8 protein-coding genes are annotated in these 4,546 nt (G+C 69.6%); 4 read left to right on the forward strand and 4 right to left on the reverse strand.

The genetic code is table 11. The features are described from left to right. The 3 genes from I4Q55_RS48735 to I4Q55_RS50035 form a co-directional block, all read right to left on the reverse strand. The coding region (locus I4Q55_RS48735) for a hypothetical protein (RefSeq protein ID WP_206797865.1) at nucleotides 1-1,102 on the reverse strand (1,102 nt) is incomplete at its 3' end. Nucleotides 1,103-1,289: 187 nt separating this feature from the next. Then, on the reverse strand, nucleotides 1,290-1,457 hold the full coding sequence (locus I4Q55_RS50030) for an ANTAR domain-containing protein (RefSeq protein WP_307793508.1): 168 nt from the start codon (nucleotides 1,455-1,457) through the stop codon (nucleotides 1,290-1,292). Beyond that, nucleotides 1,454-1,933: a hypothetical protein gene (locus I4Q55_RS50035; RefSeq protein WP_242548113.1), complete on the reverse strand. Its 480-nt coding sequence runs from the start codon at nucleotides 1,931-1,933 to the stop codon at nucleotides 1,454-1,456. The genes I4Q55_RS50030 and I4Q55_RS50035 overlap by 4 nt, the downstream gene beginning before the upstream one ends. Nucleotides 1,934-2,225: 292 nt before the next feature. On the opposite strand from I4Q55_RS50035, the gene I4Q55_RS48745 reads away from it, so the two are divergent. From I4Q55_RS48745 to I4Q55_RS48755, 3 genes are all read left to right on the forward strand, one after another. Continuing rightward, nucleotides 2,226-2,435, forward strand: coding sequence for a hypothetical protein (locus tag I4Q55_RS48745; protein ID WP_206797867.1), 210 nt, complete (start codon nucleotides 2,226-2,228; stop codon nucleotides 2,433-2,435). A 22-nt stretch (nucleotides 2,436-2,457) separates the two neighbouring features. Then, nucleotides 2,458-2,673: a hypothetical protein gene (locus tag I4Q55_RS48750; RefSeq protein WP_206797868.1), complete on the forward strand. Its 216-nt coding sequence runs from the start codon at nucleotides 2,458-2,460 to the stop codon at nucleotides 2,671-2,673. 89 nt (nucleotides 2,674-2,762) lie between these two features. Beyond that, nucleotides 2,763-3,605, forward strand: coding sequence for a hypothetical protein (locus tag I4Q55_RS48755; RefSeq protein ID WP_206797869.1), 843 nt, complete (start codon nucleotides 2,763-2,765; stop codon nucleotides 3,603-3,605). A gap of 61 nt (nucleotides 3,606-3,666) precedes the next feature. On the opposite strand, the gene I4Q55_RS48760 is transcribed toward I4Q55_RS48755, so the two are convergent. Beyond that, nucleotides 3,667-3,885, reverse strand: coding sequence for a hypothetical protein (locus I4Q55_RS48760; protein WP_206797870.1), 219 nt, complete (start codon nucleotides 3,883-3,885; stop codon nucleotides 3,667-3,669). Between the two features lie 42 nt (nucleotides 3,886-3,927). On the opposite strand from I4Q55_RS48760, the gene I4Q55_RS48765 reads away from it, so the two are divergent. Beyond that, nucleotides 3,928-4,320, forward strand: coding sequence for a transposase (locus tag I4Q55_RS48765; RefSeq protein ID WP_374194556.1), 393 nt, complete (start codon nucleotides 3,928-3,930; stop codon nucleotides 4,318-4,320). The last annotated feature ends 226 nt before the right edge of the window (nucleotides 4,321-4,546 follow it).

Below are 4,546 nucleotides of genomic sequence, written 5' to 3' on the forward strand. Positions count from 1 at the left end.
GCTCGCGATCACGCGGGTCGGGCATCGGCGGTCCGTACTTCTCCTTCTTGCCCTGCCGGTTCCTGGCGGCTTGGGCTTCGCGCGTCTGCCGTTTCTCGAGGCGTTTGACTTCTGCTTCGGTTTCGGTGACTCGCTGCGTGGTGCGTCGGCCTGCGGCTCGCCGGGCTTCGGCTGCCTCGTCCTTGGCTTGTTCGAGTTGTCGCCTCAGGCCGGTGCCGGGGTTGCCGCCCTGCTGGTCGCGTCCGTACTGGGCCCGGCCTTTCGCGGTCTGTTGCAGGTCGCGAAGCGCCTCCTCACGCTTTTCGCGCTCCCGCTTGCTTTCCCGCGGCGAGAGCAGCTTGTCCTCGACCGACTTGGGTGGTGCCTGCCGCAGGGAGTCCAACGCTTGGTCGATAGGCGACTTGCCAGGGGCCTCCGGCGACTTCGGCGGATCCTGCTCGCGATCACGCGGGTCGGGCATCGGCGGTCCGTACTTCTCCTTCTTGCCCTGCCGGTTCCTGGCGGCTTGGGCTTCGCGCGTCTGCCGTTTCTCGAGGCGTTTGACTTCTGCTTCGGTTTCGGTGACTCGCTGCGTGGTGCGTCGGCCTGCGGCTCGCCGGGCTTCGGCTGCCTCGTCCTTGGCTTGTTCGAGTTGTCGTCTCAGGCCAGTGCCGGGGTTGCCGCCCTGCTGGTCGCGTCCGTACTGGGCCCGGCCTTTCGCGGTCCGTTGCAGGTCGCGAAGCGCCTCCTCACTTTTCTTGCGCGCCTCCTGCGCATTGTCGGTGGGCGTCTTGCGCGGCCCCCGGGACGCGGCGGTGCGGGAGTCCTCGCCCTTCGAGCCCTTTGACTCCCGCTTCAGGCCCCCGCCCGGTCCCGAGTGCGGGCCGGCCCCCTTGCCCGACCGCTTCACCCCGGCGTTCTTCTCCGGCCCGGCCTCTTTCTTCGAGGCGGAAGGTGCCTTCTTGCCGTCGGATTTTTCGACGCCGGCAATCCCGGCTGGTGCTCCCTTGTCCGGGGCGGCTTGGGCGGCCGCCGTGCCGAGCAAGCCGAAAGCAATGGTGAGGAATCCGCCTGAAGCGGTGTAGAGAATGGCCCGCTGGGCGGCGGTCATGTTCGAACTCACGAATACTCCTCCTGTTCCTGGAGTTTGTGAATCGAAGCGAGTCTGGACGCCCCTGGTCCACCCGGGATACATCCGCGATACATCGGCGCTGTCCCGGGGCAGGTGCAGGACACCCCGGTGACCGCCGGCCCTGACACCCCCGCCGTGGTGGCGTCGAGCAGGTCGGCGGCGGACCGCCGGATCGGCGTCACTCGCCTTCGGCAGGGGCCGGCGTGGTGTGGTTGCGGATAAGAGTGGCGGCGATGTCGGCCAGTTTGACGTTGAGGTCCTGGGAGGTGCGGCGCAGCAGGTGGAAGGCGGCGTCGGCGTCGATGCCGTGGCGGGCCGTCAGGATCCCCTTGGCCTGGCCGATCACGTCGCGGGAGGCGATGGCGCGGTGGAGATGGGTGCGCGTTCGAGGTCGGCGATCTCGGCGGTGTGGGTGTGCTGGAGGGCCAGGGAGGCGTGGGTGGCCAGGAGGAGGGCGCGGCGGCGGTCGGTTTCGGTGATGCCGCCGCGATGGGCGTAGACGTTCAGGGCGCCGCTGAGCCCGGCTCGCTGTGCGGGCAGCAGGCCGGTGGAGAGGACGGCGCCGAGGCCGTGCGCGGTGGCGACGGCGGCGAACTGGGGCCAGGCCGAACTGCGGGCGAGGTCCTGGTCGAGGGCGTAGGCGGGGCCGTCGGGGTCGGCGGCGTCCAGGCAGGACCCCGATCCAGTGCGGTACTGGACGTCGTCGAGGTCGGCGGTGATGTCGGGGATTTCGACCGGGGTGAAGTAACGGCCGCCGAGGTCGCGCAGGGTGATGCTGGCCAGCCGGGCGTGCGGCACGACGACCGTCGTCGCGGCGACCACTGCTGCAGCGCCTGGCTGACGCTGGTGGCGTCGAGCAGGAGCCGTGTGAGGGCTGCCAGCTGTTCGCCGAGCTGCCGTTCGCCGGTGGGTGCCGGGGCGGCGGCGAGGGCCTCGTCCACGCCGGAGTGCACCGGCAGGGTGCCCGTGGGCAGGCTGCTGTGCAGGCTCCGGGCGTTGAGCGCGTGCGGGTCGAGCAGGACCGGGCCGCGGTGCGGTTCTCCGAGGTGTCGGCACTGGAACTCACCCGCGACGCGGTCGAGTTCCACGCCACCTCACCCGCGGAGGTGCCACGGTGACGTCCATTTCCTCGGTGCTGCACGCGGAGTGGACCAAGTTCCGGACCGTCCGGGGCTGGGCCGCCGGCCTGATGGCCGCGGCGCTGATGGTGGTGGTCGCGCTGCTCGCCGGGCCGGCAGCGATCAGCACGGCTCACCGCCGGTCCCGATCGGGCCGGGCGACGAGCCGGTCACCGACAGCTTCTACTTCGTGCACCAGCCGATGACCGGAAACGGCAGCAGGGCCCCGTGCCGTGGGCGAAAGCCGGGATCCTCGTCAAGGACGGCACCCACCCCGGATCGCCGTACGTGGCGATCATGGTCACCGGCAGCCACGGCGTGCGGATGCAGGACAACTACGTCAACGACACAGCAGGTGCCCCCGGCGCGGTCTCCGCCGCGTCACCCCGCTGGCTGCGGCTGGAGATGCCGCGGCGATCGAGCACTGACACCTCGTGCGGGTAGGGCGAGGTTGACACGAGAGGGTGAACCGAGACGGCGACACCAGGCAGCGGGCCAGTTTCTGTCGGGGGTGGCTGTTGAGATCCTGGGCCATGGAAATCGATGAGCTGGTCAGCGCGACGGCGACACTGAACAACGTCCCCGGCGACACCGTGGCCACCCTGCTGGAGAAGGCGATGCACGAGGCCCGCGTCCGCGGGCTGCGAGTGCTGCCCGCGAGGATCGACGGCGAAACTGTGGTCACTTTGGACTCCGACGCCCTGAGCGTGACCGAAGTCGTCGACGCGGCCGTCGCCGGCGGCGCCGCGCTGTTCTACATCCACCACGAGCTCGCCGACACCGCCCCGGTCATGGGCGCTCTCGCCGAGGCCGGCCTGCCGGAAGTGTGTCCGCAGCGGGACCGGTTCCAGGCCGCGCTGAAGCGGGTGGAGGGATGGGTGGCACGGCTGGAGCTCGGCTTCGCCCACCACGGCGCGCTCCATGTCTGGACCGTGCAGGCCGCGTGGCAGGACACGCTCGAGGAGCTGATCGATCCGCCCCGGCGGCTGGGCATGCAGGTCGGCTACCCCGATCGGCGCCAGCTCTGCGACGACGAGATCACCGCGCTGGCCGAACGGGTCGTCGCCGACCCGGCTTTCCGCCGAGCCGCCACTTTCGGGGAGCGGGTCTTGGCGGGACGGAAGGTGCCGCAGGTTGCCGAGCTGCACGACGATCCGGCGACCCGGTTCAACGCCCGCGAAGACGAACTCACGCAACTGCTGTCCACCGACCCCAAGTTCAGGACCATCAACACCGCGCCGGCCCGCAAGCAGTACGCCCGGGAATGGATCCTCGCCCACAGCGACGGGCTCCGGGCCGACAGTACCTGGGTGGGTGAACTCGCGGCGCAGGCCTGGCGCCGCGGCACCGGCGGTGCCGCGCAGCTAAGCTTCTGACCACCAGCCCGGCCGGCCACGCCGCCGATCCCGCAGCGTCGAAGCGCTATCTTGGTGACCGTCACATCGGTTCGTAGATCAGCGTGAGCGCACAGTCGTTCTCGTCGTGCAGGTCGTAGACGGCGTAGGTCACCGCGCGGAGGATCATGTTCGGGTCGCTGCGGCCGCACCACTCGGCGGCCGCAGCGAACACAGCCTCGTCGGCCGCGCCGGCGAACTGCACCGTGTTGAACGGGCTGTCGTAGCCAGCTCGGATGCGCGAGTGGCTCGTGGAAGCCACCGCGCCCCGCAGCGGCTGCTGCTACTCCTGCGATGCGAGCTGGTGTCTGGCAGCGGATACAGCCCGCAGTTCATCCCCGTCCTGGCCGGGATCCGGGTGCCCCGGCTGACCGGTGGTGGGCGGCCGCGAACGCGTCCGGATCGGGTGCTGGCGGACAAGGCCTACACCTCCAAAGCCAACCGGGCTCACCTGCGCAAACGCGGGGTCAAAGCGACTATCCCGAGCAAGGCCGACCAGGACGCGCACCGCAAGGCCAAGGGGTCGAAGGGCGGCCGGCCACCGGCCTTCGACCCCGAAATCTACAAACAGCGCCACGCCGTGGAGTGCGGCATCAACCGGCTCAAACGCCACCGTGGGGTGGCCACCCGATACGACAAGCTCGCCGTCCGCTACGAAGCCACCGTCCACATCGCCGCCATCAACGAATGGCTCTGACCTACTTCGATACAGACCCTAGTAGTACTTTGTTAGGTCTTGGCGTGTCGTGGGGACGTGGAGCAGGCTGGGTGATTTCATGCTTCGGTGACTCCTGACGAGCTTGTCCATGTCCGGCAATGTCTTGAGTCCTTTGCGGCGGAGGTGTTCGCTCCTTTGGCCCGGTCGGATCAGCGGGCCAAGGGCGAGACGTATCTGCGGGGGCTGTTGCTGGATGGGCGGCGTA

It is taken from the genome of Amycolatopsis sp. MtRt-6 (assembly GCF_017308975.1).
Taxonomy (GTDB): Bacteria; Actinomycetota; Actinomycetes; order Mycobacteriales; family Pseudonocardiaceae; genus Amycolatopsis.